Raw genomic sequence first — 22,408 nt, forward strand, 5'->3', positions numbered from 1 at the left:
GTTTCAATAGCCCTGATCGCGATTGACTTCATGTAGCAAGGGCGCGCCAGAACAGAGGCGTTGGAAGTTTTCAGCCACATCTGACAACGCATCGCCCAGATGCCAGCCCGAAACATGTGGCGTGATCGTAACGCCGGGGTGGCGCCATAGCGGGCTGTCTTGTGGCAAAGGTTCCCGCGACGTGACGTCCAACACGGCATGCCCCGGAACACTTGCGTCCAGTGCCGCGATGAGGGCGCCCTCATCAATCAGATTTCCGCGCCCCGCGTTCAGCAACTGACTGCCGGGTTTCATCGCCGCCAGCATCCGGGCATCAAACAGGCCAGCGGTTTGAGGGGTCGAGGGCAGGATTGCGCAAACGTGGTCGCATTGGCGAAGAAGCGCGGGCAACGCGTCCTGCCCATGCAAACAAGTTGCGCCTTCGATGGCTTTGGGCGTACGGCTCCAGCCCATCACCTGAAAGCCCACGGCGTGCAGCATCCGCGCGGTGCGGGCACCGATGTGACCAAGACCCAGAACGCCGACTACGGTGTCCGGCGTAAAAACCGGTGCGCGCGGGGACCACTCGGCGCGGGTTTGGGCCGCTTCGTGAAATGCCATGTGTCGCTGAGCGCGCAGGATATAGGCCAGAAACCACTCGGCAATGCCCTGCGCCGGTGCGTCAGGCTTCAGGCGGGCGATGCGAACGTGACCGGGCAAACCGGGATGACTGACAATGGTTTCCACCCCTGCACCCAGCTTTTGTACCAGTTTCAGGTTGGGCAGTCGCGTCGGGTGGTCACGTTGCATATCAACCACGGCCAGCATTGTTATGTCATCCGGATTTCCCAACGTATCGGCGGTGCGGATATCCGCATCCAGCAACACCGCCTGTAAACTGCGGGCAATGTCGTCATCACTTATCCAGTTGGACAACCCGGTTTCGATCAACAACGCCATGTACGGCTCCTGCTTAGGTTTGATGCGGTGACGTCCCGTCATTACGGTGGACAGGGCCCGGGCAGTTAAGCCATCCTTGCGGTAAAAGTATAGCCCGGACTGGGTGCTTGACAGGGACATTTCGGCAAACATGACAATCAGCCTGATGGATCAAAATCATGATCATCTGAAGGATGTTACCGCAATGACCGGGGCTGAGATCGTGCGGCTGGATGACACGTGTTTCCCTGGAAGCGAAAGCGAAACTGATTGCAAGGACGGTGTGTCCAACATGTCCGCCCCCCGACGTCAGAATAGCGAAAGTGGTTGAACACCTGGGCCCAGATGAATTGAAACGATTTGCACAAGAATAGACCCGAGGAACACATGGCGGAAGCGCTGGATTTTGCGGACAAGACCTACTTTCATCAGCGCGATGACGGGGCCTTTATTGGTAACGATGCCGCGCGCGGGCCGTGGTCTGCCGCTCATTGCCACGCGGGGCCGGTCAGCGGTTTGATTGTGCGGGCCGCGGAAACCGAAATCGGCCCCGAAAAGATGCTGACCCGTCTGACCGTTGATTTGTTGCGTCCACTTCCATTGGCCGGGCTCCGTGTCGCGGCAGAGACCACGCGCCATACCAAGACGCTCGGGACCACGCGGGTCACGGTACACGATCTTGATGACACGCTCTGCGCTACGGCCACCACAATGCATCTTTTGCGGCGCGATCTGGGGCAGGTGCCGAATGTCGACATAGATGCGCCGAGGATAGAGGATGTTGTAGAGGGCCCCTTTCCAATTGGTCAAATTCGCCACGATCTGCCCGGTTTCGCCCATTACAGCGATATTCGCTATCCGACAGGGGGAAAACAGGGTGCTGGGCCCAAAACAATTTGGATGCGTACTCCGCAGCTTTTGCAAGGCGAGGATCAGTCGCCCATTCAGGCGCTGTGTCCTTTGGCCGATTGTGGCAACGGTATCTCATGGAATGCGCCAACCTCGGAAATGGGGTTCATGAATACTGACCTGACCGTGCATATCCACCGTGAACCGGTTTCGGACTGGCTGGCCTCGAAGTCGGTTTCGCATTGGCAGCCTTCCGGTATCGGCATGTCTCAATCCGTGCTCTTCGATACGCAGGGTCCGGTGGGTACTGCGCTGCAAACACTGGTTCTGTTTCCGCCGACCTGATGTTTGGCCGGATTTCGCATAGGGATTGAAAATGTCGTTGCCGCCACGTGGAGGGACACCTATCTTGCGACTATGCGTTACCTTATAACCACTTTGATCCTTTGTTTGCCTATGCAGGCCAATGCCCACCCGCATGTTTTCATTGGTACCGGGCTGGAGTTCATCGTGGATGACGCTGGTCAATTGACCCATGTCCGCGTGACCTGGGCATATGACGAATTCTACTCGTTGCTGGTTCTGGAAGACATGAAGCTGGATCAGGATGCTGACGGCATTCTGACGGAAAGCGAAGAACAGTTCCTGACCGGGTTCGATATGCAGTGGGTTGAAGGATACAACGGTGATCTTGTCGTTACGGCAGACGGAAACCCGGTTGCACTTTCCGGTCCGATGGAGGCGCACGCGACAGTTGAAGACGGGCGCGTTGTCACCACGCATCTCAGGGCGGTGGAAGCTGGCGCCGTGCCAGCCACGGCATTGTCCGCAAAGGCATTTGATGAGACGTTTTACACCGCCTACGAGGTGACACGGCCCGTGACCGTAACAGGTCCTGCTGCGTGCCAGATGGATCGGTTTGACCCGGACATCGATGGACAACTTGCACAGATGCAGGCGTTCCTGCTGACACTGGACGCAGACTATGACCTCGAGGAAAACGATATTCCACTGGTCGGTGAAAACTTCGCGACCGAGATCCGTGTTTCATGTCCCGCTACCTGATTGTTCCGGTTGCTCTTGCCTGCGGTCTGCTGCTCTGGTTCTGGGGCAGCGGAGGCTTTGACAGTCTTGCGGCCTGGGCCGCGGGGGAGCAACGAGAATTCCAGAACCAGATTGCCCGGTCCTTGCGTGCCGCGCGTGCCGAGCAGCCCGAGGCGGTGGCAACGCTACTGACGGTTTGTTTCGCTTACGGGTTCTTTCATGCCATCGGCCCCGGCCACGGAAAGGTCCTGATCGGTGGCTACGGGTTGGGTCGGCGCGTCGCCTTTTGGCGGTTATCGGCGATCAGTGTATTGTCCAGCCTGGGGCAGGCGGTGACGGCCGTCGTACTGGTCTATGCCGGGGTGCTGGTGTTCCAGATGTCCCGTGAAAGCCTTGTTGGAACGACTGAACAGGTCATGGCTCCGATAAGCTACGGTGCAATCGCCCTTATCGGTCTTTGGCTGGTGGTTCGGTCTTTGCGCAGTTTCGCAAGTAGACGGAAAACCACATCGCCCCACGACCACCATCATGATGAAAACGATCACACGCATCATCACCACCACGATGGAGAGGTCTGTTCAGACTGTGGTCACCGCCATGGCCCAACTGCGCAAGAAGTTGCAAATGTTGGTTCACTGCGCGAGGCCCTGATCCTGATAGCTGGCATCGCGGCGCGACCGTGCACAGGTGCATTGTTCGTACTGATCCTGACGTGGCAGATGGGCATCGCGATGGTCGGTATCGCTGGGGCCTTTGCAATGGCATTGGGCACGGCGTTGGTGACGACCTTGGTGGGATGGACATCCTTTGGCCTTCGCGGAGGTCTGCTGGCCTCAGCCTCAGCAACGCGGTTCGCATCGGTGCTGGCCCCAACAATCGAACTGGTCGCCGGGCTGATCATTGCCGTGATCGCAAGTGGATTGCTTTTGCGGGCGATTTAGGTCAGTCGAACACTGGTTCCGGATATCCGACCCGCGCCAGATACAGCCCTTGCGGCGGACAGACAGGGCCGCAGGCCGCACGGTCGGCAGCTTCCAAGGCCTCACGCACCTCTTCCGGGGCCCACGCTCCGACGCCCACACGTTCCAGGGTTCCGACGAAACTGCGCACCTGATTGTGCAGGAATGACCGTGCCCGTACGTGGAAATGGACCTCGGGGCCGGAAAAGCCCTGAACCAGTTCTACCCGCAACTCATCCAGAGTTTTGACCGGGCTGGCGGCCTGACAAATCGACGACCTGAAGGTCGTGAAATCATGGCGACCCAGCAGCATGTTCGCCCCTTCCTGCATGGCCTCGACATCCAGCGGATGATTGATCTGCCAAACCTGCCCCCTGTCATGGGTTGCAGGCGCGCGTCGTATCAGGATGCGGAACAGGTATTGCCGTTCGACCGCCGAAAACCGCGCGTGCCAATCGTCAGTCACGCGCGCGGCGTCCACGATCGCCACCGGCTGCGGTTTGAGGTGATAGTTCAGCGCCTCGGACAGGCGGAACGGGTCCCATTCCTTGACCATGTCGCAATGGGCGACCTGGCCCAACGCATGAACCCCAGCATCGGTGCGCCCTGCGGCAGCAATCGTATGCGCACCCGGCTGGATACGGGACAGGGCCTGTTCGATTGCCCCCTGCACGGACGGTTGATCCTTCTGCCGCTGCCATCCGGCAAACGGTTCCCCCTGGTATTCAACTTTCAACGCGTATCTGGGCATGTGCCGCTGGTACAGCGCAGCGCGGGAACGGGCAAGGGGGCGAAAGCGCTGGTATGTGCCGTACCCTCTACCTATCTTGGGTGAAACGATAATTGCGGGGCGACAGATTGGTCATCTCATCACTGGCAGACAGCCTTATGCGCGGCGTCGAATCCATAGGCGACAGCGTATCCGAGACGTTTTTTGAGCCTGTCATCCGCTTGGGTGTCACGGGGTTGGCGCGGTCGGGCAAAACGGTTTTCATCACCTCGCTGGTGGCGAACCTGCTGGATCGGGGGCGCATGACCGGGTTGGTTGCGCAGCAGGAAGGTCGGATCAACGCCGCTTATCTGCAACCGCAGCCGGATGATACTGTGCCCCGGTTCGATTATGAAACGCACCTGTCCGCCCTGACCGGTCCGACACCGCACTGGCCAGACAGCACGCGCGCAGTTTCAGAACTGCGCCTGTCCTTCAAAGCCCGCCCAGCCGGCTTGCTTGCTGGCTTGCAGGGACCGCGCACCGTTCATCTGGACATTGTCGATTACCCCGGAGAATGGCTTCTGGACCTGGCTTTGCTGGACAAGTCGTATTCAGACTGGTCTCAGGAAACACTGACACGTATCGAGACCCGTTCGGAGGCTGCCGGGTATCTGGCCCAGGTCAACGCCGCAGACCCGTCCGGGGCACATGACGAGCCGACCGCGCAGGCGCTGGCATCGTCGTTTACGACCTATCTCAACCAGGCACGTGAAGCCGGGTATTACGACTGTACCCCTGGGCGGTTCCTGTTGCCGGGGGATCTGGCAGGTTCTCCGGTTCTGACCTTTGCGCCGTTGGTGGCGTCTGGCCCGTCGCGGCGCAGAACGCTTCAACGTGAGATGGAACGGCGATACGAAGCTTACAAAGCTCAGGTCGTGAAACCGTTTTTTCGGGATCACTTCTCGCGGATCGACCGGCAGGTGGTTCTGGTTGACGCGCTGGGCGCTATTCATAAGGGTCCGCAGGCGGTCGAGGATATGCGCCGTGGCATGGCTGATATCCTGTCGGCCTTTCGCCCCGGCCGAAATGCGTGGCTCAGCCAATTGCTGTTGGGAAAACGGGTCGAACGCATTTTGTTTGCGGCGGCAAAAGCCGACCATTTGCACCACACGCAGCATCCCCGCCTCACCGCGATCATTGAAGCATTGACGCGGGAGGCGCGCGATCGGGCGAATTTCGCCGGTGCCCGGACCGAGGCCCTGTCTCTGGCATCGCTGCGCGCGACGACCGAAGAATTGCGCAATCACAACGGGACAGAACTGCCATGCGTTCGGGGTACCTTGTTGGATAGTGGGAAACAGGCTGCCTTCTACCCCGGTGAATTGCCCGAGGATCCAGCGCATCTGTTGGGCCCGGCCCGAAATGGGGCTGATGCGTGGTTGGGCGAAGACTACGGCTTCATGGCCTTTGCCCCGGCCCAGTTGACCTTGAAACCCGGTGACGGCCCGCCGCATATCCGACTGGATCGTGCCGCCCAGTTTTTGATTGGAGATCGGTTGTGACGGTACTTCTGCGTCCCGCACGCCCAACGGATGCAGGCACCATCGGGACAATCCTGCATAGTTTCACCCTGGAAAACGACTGGATGCCTGAATTGCACAGCTGCGCCGAGACGATCGCCTTCTGTGGGCGAATGATTGATCAGGAATGGGTTACTGTGGCCGAAGCTGAGGCCGGTGTTGTAGGTTTTTTGGCGCTCAACGGTCGTGAAATCCATTCGCTTTATCTGGATGCACCGGTTCGGGGGCGGGGGATTGGTCAGCAATTGCTGGATCACGCCAAATCGGGCCGCTCAGAGCTGAGCTTGTCCGCGTTTCAGGACAATGCCCGAGCCTGTCGGTTTTATGAACGTAACGGTTTTGCCGAGGTGGCCCGCAGCGATGGGGCGGATAACGATGAAAACTTGCCCGACATACGGTTTGTCTGGCGCAGTGAGGGTGTGATCCATGGCTAAAGGCCCGGTTTTGATCGATCTTGAAAAGGATGAGCCCGCTGCTGATGTCGTGAAGGCCCCGCCGGTGCCGGACTTCTCGCAACCGCAAGGGCAGGCGATGCAAAGCGCGGCACGGCTGGCGGCGCGCAAACCATCGGCTCTTGCGCGCTGGTTCTGGGGGCTGGCCCTGGCAGTGGTCGGGGCTGCCATATCTGTGGCCGCGTGGGATTTTGCAACCTCGCTGGTGGCGCGCACACCTGTATTGGGTTGGATCGTTACCGGATTGATCGCCGCGCTGGTTCTTGTGGCGCTTATGATTGCTATCCGTGAACTGGCCGCATTGGGGCGATTGTCCCGCGTAGATGGCCTGCGTCGGGCCGCTGACACCGCATTGGCCGACGACGATCTGGCTCAGGCCTGTGCGGTCACCAACCGTATCATCGCATTCTACAAAGGGCGTGAAGACACACGCTGGGGCCGCGAACGATTAACCGAACGTATGGCGGATCAGTTCGATGCATCAGCGCTGCTGGAGCTTGCCGAAGATGAGCTGCTGGCCCCTCTGGACCAAGCCGCCAGCCGCGAGGTCGAAGCCGCGGCCCGGCAAGTTGCCACAGTGACCGCATTGGTGCCATTGGCGCTTGCGGATGTGATAACCGCGCTGGCAGCGTCGTTGCGGATGATCCGCCGGGTTGCGGAAATCTATGGCGGTCGCGCGGGCACGCTGGGCGGCTGGCGCCTGACCCGCAGTGTATTTGTGCATCTGGTGGCGACAGGAGCGGTGGCAGTTGGCGATGATCTGCTGGAGCCTGTTCTGGGTGGTTCCGTTCTCAGCAAACTGTCACGCCGGTTCGGAGAGGGTCTGGTCAACGGGGCGCTCAGCGCCCGTGTGGGTGTGGCCGCGATGGAGGTGTGCCGCCCGTTGCCGTTCTCGGACAGGCACAAACCTTCGACGCGGGGCATCATCAAACGCGCCTTGCAGGGCCTGTTTTCCAAGGGTTGATCCAAAGCAAGGCGCCCCGGCCTGCGCTTCGGCACACTGAATGTGTCGAAGGAGTCAGCCATGACGGATCACGGTCACAGCCCACAGGAAATCGCCGAACGGATCAACGCACCGCCCGGCCGAGGCGTGTTGCGCGACGTCGTCTATGGCGGCATCGACGGATCCGTCACCACGTTTGCCATTGTGGCAGGCGTTGCCGGGGCAGGTCTTTCCCCGTTCGTTATCGTGGCGCTTGGCCTGGCGAATGTTCTGGCTGACGGGTTTTCGATGGCTGCGGGCAATTATTCGGGCACCAAGGCCGAACTGGACAACATTCGCCGCATCCGCGCGGTCGAGGAACGCCACATCGCGTTGTACCCGGATGGCGAGCGCGAAGAAGTGCGTGAGATCCTTGCGCAAAAAGGGCTGACTGGCGACATTCTGAATGAGGCTACGGCAGAGATCACCTCGAGCACTGAAAACTGGATCAACCTGATGATCGAAGGTGAATATGGTCTGGGCAGTGTCGACCCGCATCCGATGAAGGCGGCGCTGGCCACCTTCTTTGCCTTTCTGGTGGCGGGGATGATCCCGCTGCTGCCGTTTCTCGCCTCGGTGCAGAATGCGTTTGCGATGTCTGCCTGGATGACCATGGGGGTCTTCTTTGCGATCGGTGCGCTCAAAAGCCGGTGGTCACTGGCCCCCTGGTGGCGGTCGGGGCTCGAGACGCTGTTGATTGGCGGGCTGGCCGCGCTGATCGCGTATCTCGTCGGGTCCCTGTTCCATCCGTAATGTCGCAGTCCGGCGGTCATAACTGTTCAATTGCACCCGGTTGGGTAGAGTGATCGAAAACGGGCGCATGGGCCAATGTCACGACACGATCTTTCTGGAAAACAGGTTTTGGTTCTGGGCGCATATGGGTTCATTGGTGCTGCGGTTACACGAGCTTTACAGGCCGAAAGCGCAACAGTTCAGGGTATGGTGCGCGATCTTGGGCAAGGGTCAAAAATCCTGCCGGGTGTTTCGCTGAAACAGGGTGATCTGCGTGAGTTGCTTGTCGCGCAGGACTGGCAGGACCTGCTGACTGATGTGGATGTCGTGGTAAACTGCGCCGGCGCGTTGCAGGACAATGCAGACGATGACCTCGAAGCAGTGCACCACACTGCAATAGCAGCCTTGGCTGACGGCTGCATGGATCATGGTGCAAGTGTCGTCCAGATTTCTGCCATTGGTGCAGGAGTTGCGGCGAGTACGCATTTCCTGCGCAGCAAGGCGGCTGGAGATGCGGCGCTGCGCGCGTCAGGTGTGCCGCTCTGGATACTTAAGCCCGGTCTGGTCATTGGACAGACGGACTATGGCGGTACCGCGTTGCTGCGTATGTTGGCCGCGGTGCCCTGGGTTCAGCCTCTGGCTTACCCTGACACGCCTGTTCAATGCGTCGGAATGCAGGATTTATGCAAGGCAGTGACCGACGCCGTTGCAGGTCACTTGCCGCAAGGCACATACGACCTTGTCGAAGATACCCCTCACAGCCTGGCTGAGGTGGTGCGCAGCACCCGGAGATGGCTTGGGTTTCCGGAAACGCGCTTCACTGTGGCCTTACCTCCTATCCTGACAAAAGCCGTTGCAGAGCTGGCAGATGGGTTGGCCCGGGTTGGCTGGAAATCCCCGTTGCGAAGCACGGCGTTGACAGTCATGGCAGATGGCGTGACCGGAGATCCCGAGCTCTATAGGGCGGCATCTGGGCTCCGGGTCGCTTCACTGACAGACATCTACGCCACGCTTCCGTGTGCCCGTGAACACAGGCTGACTGCGCAGATGACGTTGTTGATGCCGCTGGTCGTAGCGACACTCAGCCTGTTCTGGCTACTGTCAGGGCTATTTGGATTGGTCAGCTTGTCCATTGCCTCGGATGTTCTGATCGGAGCAGGGTGGTCAGCACCTATGGCTTTGGCCGGTGTTGTGTTCTGGTCATTGGGTGACATCGTTCTGGGTCTGGCTATTCTCTGGCGCCCGTGGGCTGCGCGGGCCTGTCAGGCTCAGATTGCTGTGGCCATGTTCTATCTGATAGCCGCCTCGATCACAGCGCCGGACCTGTGGTCTGACCCGATGGGGCCCTTGGTGAAAATCCTGCCTGCAATGATCCTGTCGCTTGTCGCACTGCCCATGTTGGATCGCAGATGACGGACCCTGACCTTGTCCTGCGTTGGCTGCATGTCATTGGTGCCTGCGTGCTGTTGGGCACGGGCGCGGGGATCGCCTTTTTCATGCTGATGGCCCATCGCAACGGCGATCCTCGCATCATTGCGCATACGGCAGGTATCGTTGTTCTGGCCGATCTTTTGTTCACCTCGACCGCTGTGATCGTTCAGCCCGTAACCGGCGCATTGCTTGCGTGGCGTATCGGGTGGCCCTTGAGCGAAGGGTGGATTGTGCTGTCTCTGGTGCTCTATGTTTTGACCGGCTTGTTCTGGCTGCCAGTCGTCTGGGTGCAAATCCGGTTGCGAAACTTTGCACGAAGGGCGGAAGAGAAGGGAACGCAACTGCCGCGGGACTATTACCGTTTGTTCCGGTTCTGGTTTGTCTGCGGAATTCCGGCGTTTCTGGCGGTTCTGACGATACTCTGGCTGATGATCGCGCGTCCGGAGATTTCCGTGTTTTAAGTCGGGTCACGGCTTTCCTGACTGTCACTTGCCGGCGGCTCAAGATAGCTTGACCTCCAAAAGGATCGGAGACTCAGTTGGAATCGCTGCTTGTTTTTGTTGGCCTGATTGTTCTGGCCATCCCTGTGACATTGATTGCACTTTTGGTCGGACAGTCCCGGTTGCGGCGCCGGGTGGAGCAGCTGGAAGCGCAAATCGACGCCTTGGCTTCAGGCGATGCGACGGTCCTGCCGCAACCGGAACAGGAAACGCCTGCACCGCAACCTGCTGCAGAAGAGAAGCAGAGCAGGCCGGCACCCTGGTCGGCTCCAAAACGGCAGGAAGACAACAGTGCCGACGCTCAGGATGCAGACGTTTCTTCACCGGCTGTAGTGTTTCGCCACGACAGGTTTGCGGCTCTGGGCGCGTGGCTGCGCGAGAACTGGTTTTATGTGGTTTCGGCCCTGTCTCTGGCATTGGCTGGCATTTTCCTTGTGCAATACGGCGTCGAAAACGGTTTGCTGCCTCCGGCGGCCCGTGTTTTTGCAGCCCTGGGTTTCGGCGCTGTTCTGATCCTTGCAGGCGAGGTGTTGCGTCGGAAGTTCGGGGATGATGAGGAGGCGGCCACTGCCTATTTACCCTCGGTCTTTTCCGGTGCCGGGCTGGTCACTTTGTTCGGGGCGATCTTGTCTGCCCGCCAGTTGTATAACCTGATCGGTGCCGAAACGGCACTGACAGGAATGGTCGTTGTCGCGATGGTGGGCCTTGTTCTGGGGTGGTTCCACGGTCCACTGCTGGCTGCGGTCAGTCTGATCGGAGCCTTTGCCGCTCCTTTCCTGGTCGGAGGCGCGTCCGACAATCCCTCTTGGCTGTATGCATATTTCCTTTTGGTTGCCGTTTTGGGGCTGTGTATCGATACGGTGCGGCGCTGGGCATGGATTTCGGTGCTGGCGCTGTTCGGGGCATATGCGGCGAACCTGCTCCTAGCGACCAGTGCCCCGAATACAGAACCTGGTTACTTGATCGCCGCAACGGTGCTGGCGCTTTTCGCAACCGCCATTCCGGTGCGGCGCATTTGGCCGGATCATGCGGGTCCCATGCTGTCTGAGATGATCCGCCATCCCAAGGTTCGCCCATGGCCCGAATTCCCAACCCGTCTGGCTGTAGGAGCCATTGCGGCAAGTACGGTGATCCTGTCCTGGCATTGGGCGGACACAGAGGCTGAATTCTGGTTAGGCGTCAGCCTGTTATCCGCCCTCATTCTGGCATTGCTCTTATGGACCAAGGATGCACCGGCGTTGCAAGACCTGACTGTTCTGCCCGCGGCCGGAATGGTGTTTTTTGTTGCCTCCCATGGGCTTGAGAATGGCGCCGCTCTGTACAGGTTCGCCGAGGCTTACGCAGAAACGCCCGAGGCGGACTATCCGATGGTGGTCACTGTGCTGGTCGCCTTGGGAGCGTTGATGTCAGCCCTGATGGCATGGCGGTCATTTACGGCGAGCCAGTATCGCGCCGTCTGGGCCGGAGGAGCCGCGCTTTTTGCCCCTGTGCTGGCCATCGCGCTGGAAATTGGCTGGCATCCGGCTTCGGTGATCGGAGCCTACCCCTGGGCGCTCCATGCGATCGCACTGGCTGTGCTGATGGTGGTTCTGGCAGAACGTTTTGCCCGTGTTGACGGTGATGACCGGATGCGAGCGGCTCTGGCCACTCTGTCCGCGTTGTCGTGTCTGGTATTCGCCTGCGTCATCGTGCTCAGTTCATCGGCGCTCACGGTTGCTCTGGTGGCCAGCGTTGTGGTTGCAGCAGCGTTGGACCGCAGGTTCATCTTGCCTCCGATGAGCTGGTTTATCTGGGCGGGTGTCTTTACTGTTACTGTGCGTTTGGTGCTTGATCCGGGTCTGGATTGGGCCAATTCCGCTCCGGTGCTTGAAATGGCGATGGTCTACGGCGCGGCCACAATGGGATTTGTCGCGGGCTGGTGGCTTTTGCGTCCGTTGAAACGCCCCCTGGCGGCGCTGCTGTTGGAAAGCGCGGCCTGGGCGACAGCGGGTATCCTGCTTTCATTGTTGCTGCTGCGTTGGCTCGAAGGCTTTGGAGAGGGCGGCGCTGACAACAGCCATTGGGGCCTGGGTCTGTTGGCCGTCATCTGGCTTTTGCTTGCGTTTGCGCAGGTGCAAAGGTTCGGGCTGGGTGGCAAGCTGAACTACCTTCGATACCTGCTGGCTCTGTTCTTTGCAGCTCATGGTCTTTTCTATCTGATGTTGGCATTGGCGGACCAGAACCCATTGCTGAATCCGAACGCAGACCCGGTGCTCGGGCCGCCGCTTCTGAATTCACTCGCCATTGCCTATTTGTTGCCTGCATTGGTTGTTTGGGGTTCTGCTTGGCGAATCAGGGAAATGCCGAAACAGATCATGCAAGGAAGCTATGCCGCCGCAGGGATGTTGGCCGCAGTTTGGTTGGGCTTGGCGATCCGCCACGTCTGGCAGGGCGCAGGGGGTATGTATGAAGGCAATGGCGTCACGCAGCCCGAGCTCTACACCTATACCATCGTTCTACTGATGATCGGGGCCGCTCTATTCTATCAATCTCTGGCCCGTAGGTCCGACGTAATGCGCAAAGCCGGTTTGGCCGTGATCGGGCTGGCCGTGGCCAAGGTCTTCCTGATCGACATCGCCGGTCTGGGTGGCCTGATCCGGGTGTTCTCGCTGCTGGCGCTGGGTCTTGCTCTGGCTGGTCTTGCGTGGCTGAACCGGTGGGCGAAACTGCGCCATTCTCTGCAACGGGCGGAACCTCTGGACCATTAGGTGCAGGCGTCATATAAGCGCGGCCATGCATGACCGGATGGCCATCATTATTCGAATTATATCCCCGGCGCTCTGATATCGCGAGACGCCGGGCAAAGGTGTTTGAGACTTCGCACCGACCGCTTCGATCCTAGTACGACCAGATCATCCAAAGGACGCCCCCAATGTGCGCCGACACGATCCAAACACCTGATTACAAAGACACGCTGAACCTGCCCAAAACCGAATTCCCCATGCGCGCTGGCCTGCCCAAGCGCGAACCCGCATGGCTGGAGCGGTGGGAGACCATCGGCGTCTACGACCGCCTGCGCGAGAAACAGGGCCGCACGCCCTTTACGCTGCACGATGGACCCCCCTATGCGAATGGCCATCTGCATATCGGCCACGCGTTGAACAAGACCATCAAGGACATGATCGTGCGCTCCCACCAGATGATGGGCTTTGACGCGCGATATGTCCCCGGTTGGGACTGCCACGGCCTGCCGATCGAATGGAAGATCGAGGAACAATACCGCAAGAAGGGCAAGAACAAGGATGAGGTGAACATCGTCGACTTCCGTCAGGAATGCCGCAAATTCGCCGAGGGCTGGATCGACATCCAGCGCGAAGAGTTCAAGCGTCTGGGCATCACTGGCAACTGGCCCGATCCTTATATCACCATGAACTATCACGCCGAAGCCGTGATCGCAGACGAATTCATGAAGTTCCTGATGAACGGCACGCTGTATCAGGGATCGAAGCCTGTCATGTGGTCGCCCATCGAAAAGACTGCGCTGGCCGAGGCCGAGGTCGAGTATCACGACAAGGAAAGCTTTACCATCTGGGTGAAGTTCAAGGTCGTCAACGCTGGCGATCTGGATGATGCCTATGTGGTGATCTGGACGACGACGCCGTGGACCATGCCGTCGAACAAGGCCGTCGTCTATGGCAAAGACATCTCCTACGGTCTGTACGAAGTTATCGACACGCCCGAGGAATGTTGGGCAAAAGTGGGCGACAGGTTCCTGTTGGCCGACAACTTGGCCGCCGATGTATTGGGCCGTGCCCGTCTAAACGACGATCAGTGGACCCGTGTGCGCGACGTGACCGCTGACGAATTGGAGAGCGTTCAGTTGCTTCACCCGTTGGCCGGGGCCGAAGGCGGCAACGGCGAATGGGACGACATCCGCGATTTCCGCGCCGCTGACTTCGTGACCGATACCGAAGGCACCGGTTTCGTCCACTGTGCGCCGTCGCACGGGATGGAGGAATTCGAGCTTTACCGCGATCTGGGCATGCTGGAGCAGGTCATCACTTACAACGTGATGGATGACGGCTCGTTCCGTGCCGATCTGCCGTTCTTTGGCAGCAAATACATCCTGTCACGCAAGGGCGGAGAAGGCGACGCCAACAAAGCGGTCATCGACAAGCTGGTCGAGGTTGGCGGGCTGCTGGCGCGTGGCAAGATCAAGCACAGCTATCCGCATTCGTGGCGTTCGAAAGCTCCGATCATCTATCGCAACACGCCGCAGTGGTTTGCATCCGTTGACCGCAAACTGGACGACGGTATGGGTGAGATGGGCGACTCCATCCGCGAACGCGCTTTGCGTTCGATCGACGAGTTGGTGAAATGGACGCCGCAGACAGGCCGTAACCGCCTATACTCGATGATCGAAGCGCGCCCGGACTGGGTTCTGTCGCGCCAGCGTGCATGGGGTGTACCGCTGACATGTTTCACCAAGAAAGGTGCTCTGCCCACCGATGCGGATTACCTGCTGCGCAATGAAGAACTGAACGCCCGCATCAAGGCGGCGTTCGAAAAGGACGGCGCAGACGTCTGGTATACCGAAGGCTTCAAGGAAAAGATCCTCGACGGCATCGTCAATCCTGACGACTACGATCAGGTCTTTGACGTGCTGGATGTGTGGTTCGACTCGGGTTCGACTCACGCGTTCGTTCTGCGCGATCGCGAGGACGGAACCGAGGATGGCATTGCCGATGTCTACATGGAGGGCACCGACCAGCACCGCGGCTGGTTCCATTCGTCCATGCTGCAGGCTTGCGGCACCAAGGGCCGCGCACCATACCGGAACGTGGTGACTCACGGTTTCACGCTGGATGCCAAGGGCAACAAGATGTCCAAATCGTTGGGCAACACCATCGTGCCGGAAGAGGTCATCAAGCAATATGGCGCCGATATCCTGCGCCTGTGGGTGGCACAGACCGATTATACCGCCGACCAGCGGATCGGGCCGGAAATCCTGAAAGGCACCGCCGACAGCTATCGCCGCCTGCGCAATACCATGCGGTTCATGCTGGGATCATTGGCCGATTTCACCGAGGCGGATCGGGTTGATCCCGCAGACATGCCGCGCCTGGAGCGCTGGGTTCTCAGCCGTCTGGCGGATTTGGATGAGCAGGTGCGCAAGGGCTATGCGTCCTTCGATTTCCAGGGCGTGTTCAGCGCAGTGTTCACTTTCGCGACCGTAGACCTGTCTTCGTTCTACTTTGACGTCCGCAAGGATGCGCTTTATTGCGATGGCGACAACCTGCGGCGTCGTTCTGCCCGCACCGTGCTGGACATTCTGTTCCATCGCCTGACCACATGGCTGGCCCCCGTTCTGGTCTTCACCATGGAAGAGGTCTGGCTGGAGCGGTTCCCGGGCGACGACAGTTCGGTCCATCTGGTGGACTTCCCGGATACACCCGCCGATTGGCGCGACGCTGAGCTTGAGGCCAACATGGCCAAGGTTCGTCGTGTGCGTCGGGCCGTAACCGCCGCGCTGGAAATCCAGCGTCAGGACAAGGTGATCGGTTCCAGCCTCGAAGCGGCACCGATTGTGCATGTCGAGGATGGTGACACCCGCGATCTGCTGGCCACGTTCGACGTGGACGACATGTGCATCACCTCTGGTCTGACGGTGACCGGCGATCCTGCCCCAGCCGAGGCGTTCCGTGTGCCGGAAATCGAAGGCGTTGCCGTCGTATTCGAAAAAGCAGAAGGCGAGAAATGTCAGCGCTGCTGGAAAATCCTGCCTGATGTGGGCCGTCACACCCACGCGGGTGTTTGCGGGCGCTGTGACGAAGCGCTTGGATAAGTCAAATCGCCCCCTCGGGTTCACTCGGGGGGGCTTTCCTGCCTATGTCTGCACTGCCTGCGGGACAGGATCGAACAGGTCAAAGCCAATGGCGGGGTCCGTCAGCGCTTTCCAAACCTGGTAATCTGTGAAGTAACCGGTATGCCCTCCGGGATCGACCGGGATGTTCCGGTTCGCAAAAATCAGCCCACCCTCGATTTCCGTTCCAACAAAATCGTCCTGCCGGAAGATGTTGAACCACGCGGCGTTCAGATGACTGGCCGCAAGGGTGAACATTTCGGGAAAATAGCGCTGATAGATATGCGTGACCGGGGAACCCATTGTAACGAGAGTCAGAGGTCGGCCGCCAATACGCTTTTGGACACGTGGGTCGGTAAGCATCTGTGTGGCAATCACGGTGCCCTGTGAATGGGATATCACCGTAACGTGATCTGCTGGAAAGATATCGAGAACATAGTACAACGTGCGATAGAAACGTTCGTCTATCGCCTTGCGATCCGGGTAGTTGCGTTGCCGCGTTTCCAGGTCTTTTCCCAGATAGCACTTGTCGCGAATGGCGTAGGTAACGATATCTCGTGCCACGCCCAATCCGGCGGAAACAAAATCAGAGAATCGATACATCAACGCAGTTGCACCAAGCACGATCAGGCCGATCTCGCCTTGCGAACAAGCCAACCTGTCCAGAGCCCAACTGATCAGGTTGGTATCCATTATGCCAACGTTGCATGCGGCTTCAAAATTTTGGTTGGCCGCGATCTCGCGGATCGTAACCAGAACCAGCACGATTGTGCCAAACAAAAAGACCCACTGCGCCAGCCGATTCACAATCGCCCGGCTGATCAGGCCATTGCGGGTGTGAAGGTTGGCTTTGTACGTCTTCCGGCCCGCAAAAAGCCCGACCCCAACGAAGCCCAGAAGGACGATGGCCACGAAAGCCACGCTGAGTGTTTCGATGGACTCGTTCAAATTGCTTTCAAAAAGACGTTGCAGTTGACCTCCGGACAACCACGAAACGGTCTCCAGCAATTGCTCAATGGTCAACCAAAGACCGGAAATGAAAAACATCCAGAAAACAAGCATGCCTGCGCATATGCTGGGGTAAAGCCGCCTGTGCTCTGTTAGCGTATCATTGATCTGAAGCTTTGCCAGAGACAGCGCGTAAAGAATGATCGTCAGGAAGATAAGTACAGCCCAGAAGAGGGACAGCAGAAAAACCTGAAAAGCCACGAATTGCTCCAGAGCCGGTGGGCAGCTTACCGTGTCAGAAGGAACGCAGGCCCAAAATTCCAGACCCAGCGGCCCCAAGATCAGACAGAGAGTCAGTACTGCCCCCATTCCGAGCATTCCGCGCCAGAAGACCCGCCTGAGATAGGTCGGCGCTGCCCGGCTCTGCCCCAGCCCAACAACGGCCCCACCGGCGTAAAGCCCAAACAGCAGCAAGAATAACAGGGCAGGGTTCTGGGAAAACGAGACAGGTATCCGATCGGTCATGACCGCTGCGGCACCGATCAACAAATAGACGTTCAGCGTCGCGACCGCACCGAAGAATATCCAAGTGAAAAGGTGAACCAGTTGCGCTGCCAGTGTGTTCCGGCCATTGGGCTGGTCCGGGGCAACACCTTTGCGGCTATGGGTCTGCTCGGCGTTGTCCATCGCCAAATAACCCAGAGCCAGAATGACCCAAATCAGATCCATTACAGTTTTGATGGCTCCTTTCGGGGCCGGAGACCGATCGGCCCAATAAACTTCTGCAAACATGGCCTTGTCCTGTGGGACAGCCGGGTCGGTCACTGTGCGCAGATTGACTTCGAACAACTCTGCATTTCTCGGGTTTCCGTCGAAGGTGGATTCGGCCAGTTCGATCATTCCGCGTTCGACTTCGATCGGGGGTCTGGGTTTTCCATCCAGCCAGGTAGTTGCGGCACCGACCACCTGATCGACGGTTTCACCGGGTTTTTGTTCACCGATTCCGTGTACCGTGAGGATCAAATGACGACCCATTGCGTTCTCCAAATCTCTTTAAGTAACGACAGAAGCGTATCATGAATGGTGCCATTGCCCAAAAGTGATGCGTTGCGCGGTTTTGCACGCCCCTGCGCTTGCGCTTGGCGGTTTGATCTGAAACCGTCGATCCATGGCGATGATTTCCGTTGAAACCCGTTTCGGACGACTTGGTGTTGAAGAAACAGACGGGGCCCTTACGCGGCTTGTCTGGAACGGCAGGGACAAAGGCGAACCGACTGCGTTGCTGCGCGAAGCCGCCGCCCAGCTGGGGGCTTATGATGAAGGGCGACTTGACCGCTTCGATCTGCCATATCGCATTGACGGATCAGAGTTTCAAAAGCAGGTCTGTCACATCATGTATGCCATTCCGCTAGGAGAAACGCGCACCTATGGCGACATAGCAAAGGCATTGGGGCAGCCCGCCCAGCCGGTTGGCCAGGCATGCGGTGCAAATCCGATCCCTGTGATTATTCCTTGCCACCGGGTTCTGGCCGCCAATGGCCTGGGCGGCTTTTCGGGCGACGGTGGTATTGAGACAAAAGTCGCCCTCTTGCGACATGAGCGAGCGGCAGGCCTTTTGATCTGAGCATCGAAATTCGGTTGCAATCCGCTTTCTGCAGGCACAACTTGTAATTGGTGCAGAATTTGAAGGACCGCATTGCATGACCACTGAACAAGACCGTGCAGCCAGCAAGAAGGCCATTGTAGACCGGTTGATGTCGCTCGAAGCGCAAGAGCTTGCAACAGCGCAGGCGCATTATGACGCGTTTTTGAAAGATGCTCAATTGGACGACCGGGAAGGTCACGACAAGGATGACATTGCCGCATCGCGTGAGAACGCCGATCTGGCGGCTGCCTTTGACGCCCCGGTCCACGCGCATCATGCCAAGATTGATGTCATCGAAAATACCGATTTCAGTCTGACCGACACGGTCAAACCGGGTGCTGTGATCAAGTTCAACAATCGCAGATTTGTCGTGTGTGTCTCGACGACGCGGTTCGAGGTGGACGGTAAGACCTATATGGGCATTTCAACTCAAAGCCCGATTTATCTGGCTATGGCCGGCCTGCAAGAGGGCGACGTCTTTACCCATAACAGCACCGAATTCGAGGTGCAGGAAGTTCTGTAAAACGGCTCAGGCAGCGCTGCCTCAGACGTGGCGCTGCGGAATGATCTGTTGGGCGATGCCTGCAAAGGTCAGGTACAGGCTGGTGATTACCAGCCCCCAATGGGCCCAGCTTTCAGGGTGAAAATCGACCCAGGCGGCCCAACCCGCGAAAAACGTCCATGCCAGTGCCATCGGCAAGGTCAGGCTGCGCCAGCGCTCGGTGCGTACGGGATGGACGAATTTTAGTGGCAGGAACATGGCCAGCGACAGCAGCGTGACCAGCAGCAGGATGACCCAGAAACTCGGCTCTAGCGCGAAGATCACGATGACGAACATGTTCCAGCACCCGGGAAAGCCGGAAAAGGAATTGTCCTTGGTCTTCATGCGTGTATCCGCGAAATACATCGCACTGGCAAAGGTTATCACGATGATCGCAAACCATCCGGTCCAGCCGTCCATCAGCCCCGACTTGAACAGGGCAAAGGCCGGGATGAACACATATGTCAGGTAGTCAATGATCAGATCCAGCAGAACGCCATCGAACTCGGGCGCATTGTGCTTGACGTGATAGTGTCGTGCCAACGGACCATCGATACCGTCTACAATGAAAGACACGACCAGCCAAAGATACATAAGGCTCCATTTCTCTTCGACGGCAGCCAGCATGGCCAGCATGGCAAAAACAGCGCCTGTTGCAGTGAAGAGATGAACGGAAAGAGCTTTGAATCTGAGTGTCATGCAAGCGTCATGACCGATGCGCGTCTGAGATGCAAACCAAAAGCCCGGGTTGTCGAGTGATGTGTAAGTCAGGCTTTTGGGTGCGCGCGGTTGTAGACTTCCATCAACCGCGCAGTGTCCACTGCCGTATAGGTTTGCGTCGTCGACAAAGAAGCGTGGCCCAGCAACTCCTGAATGGCGCGCAGGTCGCCACCGGCTGAAAGCAGGTGGGTCGCAAAGCTGTGCCGCATAGCGTGGGGTGTTGCAGTAGAGGGCAATCCCAATTGCATACGGGCTTTGGCCATGACCCCCTGGATCGCACGCGGGTTCAGTGGCCCGCCACGAACGCCCCGAAACAGGGCCGCGTCATGTGTTTTTGCGTGTGGACACAGCTGCAAGTACCGGTCTACCGCGTCGCGGGCGGCTGGAAGAACCGGAACGATCCGCTCCTTGTCGCCTTTCCCGATGATGCGCAGTGTCGCAGGCAACGGTGCGTCCGCTCCGGTCAGCGATAGCGCCTCGGATATGCGCAGGCCGCAGCCATAGAGCAGCGTGACGACAGCGACATCACGAGCGGCGACCCAGTCGGATGTGGATTGCAGTTCCACAGTATCGATCATGGTTCGCGCGGCGTCTTCGGCCAGTGGACGGGGCAGTTTTTTGGTGAATTTTGGCGCGCGGGTGGACAGAACGGCTGTGGGTTCGAACCCCTCACGCTCTGCCAGCCAACGATAGAAGCTCTTGACCGCAGACAGTTTGCGCGCCAACGATCGTGCGCTTACGTCTGCGCTGCGCTGATCCGCCATCCAGGCGCGCATGTCCGATACCGTGATCCGTTCAATCGCTTTCAGCCCCTGTCGTTCAGAGTGATGCAGTGTCATGAACGACAGAAATTCGGTGACATCACCGCGATAGGCGTTTTGCGTGTTCTCGGATCTCGCGGCCAGCGCGCCCAGACTGTCCAGCCAGTGCTGCAGCGCGTCGCGGCACGCGGGTGAGATCAGGCTCACGACAGCCAGTGACGCATCGAGCGTTCGAATACGCCGGCAAAAAAGGCCAGAAGATCAGTGCCCAGCTGTGGCGTGAAATGTCGCGGGTCCCGGGCTGCCATGACGATCATGCCTGGAAGGCGGCCTGGCCCAAGGTCGAGTTTCAGGCAGGCCTCAGAGCGGAGCTGGCCAGCCTGAGACCCGAATATACGGCGGCTTGGCTGATGGATTTCCCGCAAGATCACGTCCCGTGCGGGGCCACCGCGATCAATGGTCAGATATCGGTCGATGAAACCTGGCTCCGCGATCGTCAGGACGCCACCCAGCGTGTCAATCGCAGGATCGTTCTGAACCACGGTGGTTTCCAGAACCAGCGTAACGCTATCGACGCGCAGGATGTCTGCGACGTCAGCGCCCAGCGCGCGGAGGAAACCTTCAAACTCGACCGGTTCCAGCAGGCGCAGAATGGCGCGGTGTACCTGATTGGTGCCCGCGAGGTTTTCATAAGCTGCTGCAATGACCGAGCGATGAGTGTCTTCCAGCCGATCCAGCCGGGCCTCGAGTCGTTGCATGGCAATGCCGCGCAGGTCGATCACGTTGTCGCCGCGTGCCTGCTCGTTGGCTGCAACAAGTGCCTGCATCAGGTCCTTGTCGTCCAGCACGACGTCCGGCTCGGCCAGTATCGCTGCGCGGAGGTTGTCCTCGAGTTTGGGGTTGCTGCTCATATCCCGTCCGGTCTTTTTTTGTTGTCGCGGTTTATAACATGCCGGACGGGATTTGCCTTGGGAAAAATGCACGCAGGGATGGATTTCCTTGCGTGCTGTGGCGAGGGAGCTCCCGCCTGCCACGCCCGATCACAGATAAGGCATTTGGCCTGTGGGCCGGGCGCGGCGCCGTTCGGCACCGCGCGGTCGCGCCTGGGATCAGAGGATCTTCTGGCCGGTTTTGGCCCAGTCCGCCAGGAAGGTTTCCAGACCTTTGTCCGTCAACGGATGGTCGGCCAGTTTCTTGATGACGGCAGGCGGTGCAGTGATCACGTCGGCCCCGATGCGGGCGCTGTCGGTCACGTGGTTGACGGTACGGATCGATGCGGCAAGGATTTCGGTCTCGAACCCGTAGTTGTCATAGACTTGGCGGATGTCTGCGATCAGATCCATACCGTCGAGGTTGATGTCGTCCAGGCGGCCGATGAAAGGTGAGATGAAGGTTGCGCCCGCTTTGGCGGCCAGAATTGCCTGATTGGTAGAAAAACAGAGCGTCACGTTGACCATCTGGCCTTCGTCGCTGAGCGTTTTGCATGTTTTCAGGCCCGCCCATGTCAGCGGAACCTTCACGGCGATATTCGGCGCGATCTTGGCCAGCTTGCGGCCTTCGGCGATCATGTCATCAGCTTCGGTAGCGACAACCTCTGCCGATACCGGGCCGTCGACCAGTTCACAAATCTCTTTGGTTACTTCCAGAATGTCGCGACCCGATTTCAGGATCAGTGAGGGGTTGGTGGTTACGCCGTCCACCATGCCCAGATCGTTCAGTTCGGCGATGGCGTCGATTTCGGCTGTGTCTACGAAGAATTTCATGAGGGCAGTCCTTTGATGGGTTGGCCTTG

Annotated in this window: 20 protein-coding genes; 13 read left to right on the plus strand and 7 right to left on the minus strand. The window is 58.8% G+C overall.

Going from position 1 to position 22,408, the window contains the following annotated elements; genetic code table 11:
• Positions 1-3: 3 nt before the first annotated feature.
• The gene (locus tag AC2FEB_RS08780; RefSeq protein ID WP_496676564.1) at positions 4-939 is read right to left on the minus strand and encodes a 2-hydroxyacid dehydrogenase; all 936 of its coding nucleotides are present in this window, start codon (positions 937-939) and stop codon (positions 4-6) included.
• Between the two features lie 366 nt (positions 940-1,305).
• On the opposite strand from AC2FEB_RS08780, the gene AC2FEB_RS08785 reads away from it, so the two are divergent.
• The 3 genes from AC2FEB_RS08785 to AC2FEB_RS08795 all read left to right on the plus strand — a co-directional run bounded on the left by AC2FEB_RS08785 (position 1,306) and on the right by AC2FEB_RS08795 (position 3,752).
• Positions 1,306-2,112, plus strand: a complete 807-nt coding sequence (locus AC2FEB_RS08785; protein ID WP_496676566.1) for a thioesterase family protein — start codon at positions 1,306-1,308, stop codon at positions 2,110-2,112.
• A gap of 72 nt (positions 2,113-2,184) precedes the next feature.
• The gene (locus AC2FEB_RS08790; RefSeq protein ID WP_117869761.1) at positions 2,185-2,832 is read left to right on the plus strand and encodes a DUF1007 family protein; all 648 of its coding nucleotides are present in this window, start codon (positions 2,185-2,187) and stop codon (positions 2,830-2,832) included.
• Complete coding sequence (locus AC2FEB_RS08795; protein WP_496676568.1) at positions 2,817-3,752, plus strand: nickel/cobalt transporter; 936 nt, start codon at positions 2,817-2,819, stop codon at positions 3,750-3,752. The genes AC2FEB_RS08790 and AC2FEB_RS08795 overlap by 16 nt, the downstream gene beginning before the upstream one ends.
• 1 nt (position 3,753) lies before the next feature.
• Here AC2FEB_RS08795 and truA read toward each other — a convergent pair whose 3' ends face one another.
• Positions 3,754-4,521, minus strand: coding sequence for a tRNA pseudouridine(38-40) synthase TruA (gene truA / locus AC2FEB_RS08800; RefSeq protein ID WP_496676570.1), 768 nt, complete (start codon positions 4,519-4,521; stop codon positions 3,754-3,756).
• A 107-nt stretch (positions 4,522-4,628) separates the two neighbouring features.
• On the opposite strand from truA, the gene AC2FEB_RS08805 reads away from it, so the two are divergent.
• The 8 genes from AC2FEB_RS08805 (at position 4,629) to ileS (ending at position 15,983) form a co-directional block, all read left to right on the plus strand.
• Positions 4,629-6,044, plus strand: a complete 1,416-nt coding sequence (locus AC2FEB_RS08805; RefSeq protein WP_496676573.1) for a YcjX family GTP-binding protein — start codon at positions 4,629-4,631, stop codon at positions 6,042-6,044.
• The gene (locus AC2FEB_RS08810; RefSeq protein WP_298849836.1) at positions 6,041-6,496 is read left to right on the plus strand and encodes a GNAT family N-acetyltransferase; all 456 of its coding nucleotides are present in this window, start codon (positions 6,041-6,043) and stop codon (positions 6,494-6,496) included. Before AC2FEB_RS08805 ends, AC2FEB_RS08810 begins: the two co-directional genes overlap by 4 nt.
• The gene (locus tag AC2FEB_RS08815) at positions 6,489-7,478 is read left to right on the plus strand and encodes a YcjF family protein (RefSeq protein WP_496676576.1); all 990 of its coding nucleotides are present in this window, start codon (positions 6,489-6,491) and stop codon (positions 7,476-7,478) included. Before AC2FEB_RS08810 ends, AC2FEB_RS08815 begins: the two co-directional genes overlap by 8 nt.
• Positions 7,479-7,538: 60 nt before the next feature.
• Positions 7,539-8,249 carry a VIT1/CCC1 transporter family protein gene (locus AC2FEB_RS08820; protein WP_117872825.1) on the plus strand — a complete coding sequence of 237 codons (711 nt, stop codon included), beginning with the start codon at positions 7,539-7,541 and terminating at the stop codon, positions 8,247-8,249.
• Positions 8,250-8,324: 75 nt separating this feature from the next.
• Positions 8,325-9,641, plus strand: coding sequence for an SDR family oxidoreductase (locus AC2FEB_RS08825; protein ID WP_496676579.1), 1,317 nt, complete (start codon positions 8,325-8,327; stop codon positions 9,639-9,641).
• Entirely contained in the window at positions 9,638-10,120 is a 483-nt protein-coding gene (locus AC2FEB_RS08830; RefSeq protein WP_496676582.1) for a DUF2269 family protein, read from the plus strand. The genes AC2FEB_RS08825 and AC2FEB_RS08830 overlap by 4 nt, the downstream gene beginning before the upstream one ends.
• Positions 10,121-10,197: 77 nt before the next feature.
• Positions 10,198-12,906: a DUF2339 domain-containing protein gene (locus AC2FEB_RS08835; protein WP_496676585.1), complete on the plus strand. Its 2,709-nt coding sequence runs from the start codon at positions 10,198-10,200 to the stop codon at positions 12,904-12,906.
• A 164-nt stretch (positions 12,907-13,070) separates the two neighbouring features.
• Positions 13,071-15,983, plus strand: coding sequence for an isoleucine--tRNA ligase (ileS, locus tag AC2FEB_RS08840; protein WP_496676587.1), 2,913 nt, complete (start codon positions 13,071-13,073; stop codon positions 15,981-15,983).
• 42 nt (positions 15,984-16,025) lie between these two features.
• Here the strand turns inward: ileS and AC2FEB_RS08845 are convergent, their stop codons facing one another.
• Positions 16,026-17,984, minus strand: a complete 1,959-nt coding sequence (locus AC2FEB_RS08845) for a lipase family protein (RefSeq protein WP_496676590.1) — start codon at positions 17,982-17,984, stop codon at positions 16,026-16,028.
• A gap of 133 nt (positions 17,985-18,117) precedes the next feature.
• Between AC2FEB_RS08845 and AC2FEB_RS08850 the strand changes: the two genes are divergently transcribed.
• A complete protein-coding gene (locus tag AC2FEB_RS08850; RefSeq protein WP_117869752.1) occupies positions 18,118-18,573 on the plus strand; it encodes a methylated-DNA--[protein]-cysteine S-methyltransferase in 456 nt (151 codons plus the stop codon).
• 76 nt (positions 18,574-18,649) lie between these two features.
• Positions 18,650-19,117, plus strand: a complete 468-nt coding sequence (locus AC2FEB_RS08855) for a hypothetical protein (RefSeq protein ID WP_299898545.1) — start codon at positions 18,650-18,652, stop codon at positions 19,115-19,117.
• A gap of 21 nt (positions 19,118-19,138) precedes the next feature.
• On the opposite strand, the gene AC2FEB_RS08860 is transcribed toward AC2FEB_RS08855, so the two are convergent.
• From AC2FEB_RS08860 to fsa, 4 genes are all read right to left on the minus strand, one after another.
• The gene (locus AC2FEB_RS08860) at positions 19,139-19,834 is read right to left on the minus strand and encodes a CDP-alcohol phosphatidyltransferase family protein (protein WP_117869750.1); all 696 of its coding nucleotides are present in this window, start codon (positions 19,832-19,834) and stop codon (positions 19,139-19,141) included.
• Positions 19,835-19,902: 68 nt separating this feature from the next.
• Positions 19,903-20,823 (minus strand): tyrosine recombinase XerC, encoded by a 921-nt coding sequence (locus AC2FEB_RS08865; RefSeq protein WP_496676595.1) that lies wholly within the window; start codon positions 20,821-20,823, stop codon positions 19,903-19,905.
• Positions 20,820-21,527: a DUF484 family protein gene (locus AC2FEB_RS08870; protein ID WP_117869748.1), complete on the minus strand. Its 708-nt coding sequence runs from the start codon at positions 21,525-21,527 to the stop codon at positions 20,820-20,822. Before AC2FEB_RS08870 ends, AC2FEB_RS08865 begins: the two co-directional genes overlap by 4 nt.
• 198 nt (positions 21,528-21,725) lie before the next feature.
• On the minus strand, positions 21,726-22,379 hold the full coding sequence (gene fsa / locus AC2FEB_RS08875) for a fructose-6-phosphate aldolase (protein WP_117869747.1): 654 nt from the start codon (positions 22,377-22,379) through the stop codon (positions 21,726-21,728).
• Between the last annotated feature and the right edge of the window lie 29 nt (positions 22,380-22,408).

This window comes from Ruegeria sp. YTSC106 (assembly GCF_059609765.1).